This is a genomic window from Bartonella sp. AC10YNML, from assembly GCF_042196825.1.
Taxonomy (GTDB): Bacteria; Pseudomonadota; Alphaproteobacteria; order Rhizobiales; family Rhizobiaceae; genus Bartonella.
In genome coordinates, this window is the sequence record NZ_JBHIRA010000047.1 from 1 (window position 1) to 2,361 (window position 2,361).

General features: G+C 35.5%; 5 protein-coding genes. 3 read left to right on the forward strand and 2 right to left on the reverse strand.

Annotated features, from left to right (window positions below; genetic code table 11):
* Positions 1-133: 133 nt before the first annotated feature.
* Both ACFINA_RS09470 and ACFINA_RS09475 read right to left on the reverse strand, forming a co-directional pair.
* Positions 134-496 (reverse strand): hypothetical protein, encoded by a 363-nt coding sequence (locus ACFINA_RS09470; protein WP_375615506.1) that lies wholly within the window; start codon positions 494-496, stop codon positions 134-136.
* 2 nt (positions 497-498) lie between these two features.
* Complete coding sequence (locus ACFINA_RS09475) at positions 499-765, reverse strand: helix-turn-helix domain-containing protein (RefSeq protein ID WP_375615507.1); 267 nt, start codon at positions 763-765, stop codon at positions 499-501.
* Between the two features lie 87 nt (positions 766-852).
* On the opposite strand from ACFINA_RS09475, the gene ACFINA_RS09480 reads away from it, so the two are divergent.
* From ACFINA_RS09480 to ACFINA_RS09490, 3 genes are all read left to right on the forward strand, one after another.
* Positions 853-1,206, forward strand: a complete 354-nt coding sequence (locus ACFINA_RS09480) for a helix-turn-helix domain-containing protein (protein ID WP_375615508.1) — start codon at positions 853-855, stop codon at positions 1,204-1,206.
* A 273-nt stretch (positions 1,207-1,479) separates the two neighbouring features.
* Positions 1,480-1,854 (forward strand): hypothetical protein, encoded by a 375-nt coding sequence (locus ACFINA_RS09485; protein ID WP_375615509.1) that lies wholly within the window; start codon positions 1,480-1,482, stop codon positions 1,852-1,854.
* Positions 1,855-1,921: 67 nt separating this feature from the next.
* Positions 1,922-2,361 (forward strand): antA/AntB antirepressor family protein (locus ACFINA_RS09490; protein ID WP_375607576.1); only part of this gene is annotated, 440 nt, incomplete at its 3' end.

Consider the following 2,361-nt stretch of genomic DNA (forward strand, 5'->3'; position numbering starts at 1 on the left):
GAGAATGGTTTGTGCATTAGTGATCATAATCCCCCCCTTAAGGCTCTACGTATTTATATGCGTGCTATGACAGAGCGCGTAATCATAAGTTTTAAAAAACGAACTCACTCAATTCAGACACACACTGCATGCCTTATCTAACTGCACTAACTGAATGTGTAGATCGATTGTATTTCTGTAAACTATCTATGAAACGTTTTTTGAAACCATATGCGTTACTATATGCCTTTATGGACAATGAAGGTCCTAAAGCACTTTTAGCTATTAAATTATCATTTTCATCAAGAGAAAAATCCCAATCAGAATCGCTAAAAACAATTGTGCTGCCATCTGGAAAATGCATTTCTTTTGTAAAATCTTCTAAAATGTAAAAAGTATAATATGAACTTTGCAACACCTTTGTAGAGCTTTGCATTTTTTTATGAGAGACATAAAAACAAAAAATCGTAATTACATTGACTATAAAAAACACAATCATCGCTGCCAAACTGTCCATTTTTATTTTCTTTCTTCATATTGAGATTGCAACATTTCATTTTGTTCACATGGCTTCATGCAAACAGTGGAACCCTTGATAAAAGCAGGCGTTGGAGGAGATTGTTCATTCCATAACGCTTCGAGAAGATATGCAACGGCTCCTCTTGAAGGAACACCATATTTTTCCCAACGCCATACTGTTGACTTGTTGACGCCTAACCGTTCTGCCATTTCTTTCAGAGTTAAATTCAGATTTTTACGTAACTGTTTTACTGCTATTTTTCCCATAAAAAATAATATGCATTATGAGTACTTAAAAGTCAAGTCGAAACGCATACCAATTATATGCAATATGAATATATTAAGGAGATAAAAATGCTTAGTAACACGATAGACCAATCTGCTAGATTAATAAAAGCGCGTTTAGCGCGTGGTTTTAGAAGTGCTAAAGAAGCAGCTAGATATTTTGGCTGGAACTACTCTAGCTATATACAGCACGAACAAGGATTAAGAGGAATATCGCGGGCATCTGCGAAATATGCAAAAGCATTTAGAATTAGTGAAGGATGGTTATTAACTGGAGAGGGAGAAGGCCCCTCCTTTCCAATTCCTGCAACAAAAAAAACTGTTGATGAGCAAATTATTAATCTACTGCAAAAAACAACTCAACCAGATAAAGAAACAATTCTTCACCTTTTAAATCGCCTGCATGCAGAAGAAAAAAAATAAAAGCTTTTTTTCTTTCATTACTAAATGTAGAAACCAGATGCATTATTTTGTTATCTAGTTCTATATCACTTTTTATTATTTTCATAACCATTCACCTTCCCCTTTCATGAGAATCGTCATTTAGAAAAAATCTTCTTACAAGATTTTTATACCGTTAAAAATAAAATACACATAACGCATATTTTATTGTTGACAAGTATGCATTATGCGTATTATATATATTCCATAAACCACGCACAAACAATCGCCAAGAGGCGTTAGGGAGGAAAAATTATGGATAAGCCAATTCTTATTAATTCCAATGAAATTTTATTAGTTTCCTACGATGATAATCAAAACATTGCAGAGTCTGGACCACTTGATGCAAGCCAAATTCTAAGCATTGTTGCTGAGGTAGATGATGCAATCCAAATCTTTCGTATAAATCCTTCTGAGAATAATTGTGAAGATATCTCTGAAGAGATTGCAGACGCATATGTAGAAGCAAATATTGAACATCTCCATGAGGATAGTGAGGTTCATTACTTTGTACGTGAAAGTAATGCTTACCATGATCTTTTATCTGAGTTAGCAGAAGAAAAATATAATGATGAGGTCTACGGGACCTACGAACAACAACACCGTTTGCGTCCTTGTGATGTGCTTTAAAAATTCTTAAGGGCGCATTTAAAAGCGCCCCCTTTCATTCATCAATCCCATCAATATGAGGTTCGTAATGGAAAAGCCTATTGCTATCCAGCACAATACAATCAAACACGAAACCGTTCAAACGGTCAACGCTCGTGAGTTACATGCGTTTTTGGAAATTGGGAAAGATTTCTCTACTTGGATTAAGGACCGTATTCATCAATATGAATTTGAAGAGGGAAATGATTTCATAAAAACACAAGATTTGCGGTCCCCAAAATTGGGGAGCGCAAAATCTAGAGCTGTTACAGCTATAGACTATCACCTCACATTAGACATGGCAAAAGAGCTCGCCATGGTAGAGCGTAATGAAAAAGGAAAACAAGCCCGTCAATATTTTATTGAATGCGAGCGGCGTGCAAAGCAAGTTGTTACACCACAAATCGATTACTCAAGTCCAAAGGCTATGATTGGCTTTTTGAATTACCTACAAGGTCAAATAGATCAAAAAGACACCATCATTGAAGA

Excerpts from the sequence above, each read along its gene's own strand:
- ACFINA_RS09470 (WP_375615506.1), bottom strand. The coding sequence starts at position 496 with ATGGACAGTTTGGCAGCGATGATTGTGTTTTTTATAGTCAATGTAATT.
- ACFINA_RS09475 (WP_375615507.1), bottom strand. The coding sequence starts at position 765 with ATGGGAAAAATAGCAGTAAAACAGTTACGTAAAAATCTGAATTTAACT.
- ACFINA_RS09480 (WP_375615508.1), top strand. The coding sequence starts at position 853 with ATGCTTAGTAACACGATAGACCAATCTGCTAGATTAATAAAAGCGCGT.
- ACFINA_RS09485 (WP_375615509.1), top strand. The coding sequence starts at position 1,480 with ATGGATAAGCCAATTCTTATTAATTCCAATGAAATTTTATTAGTTTCC.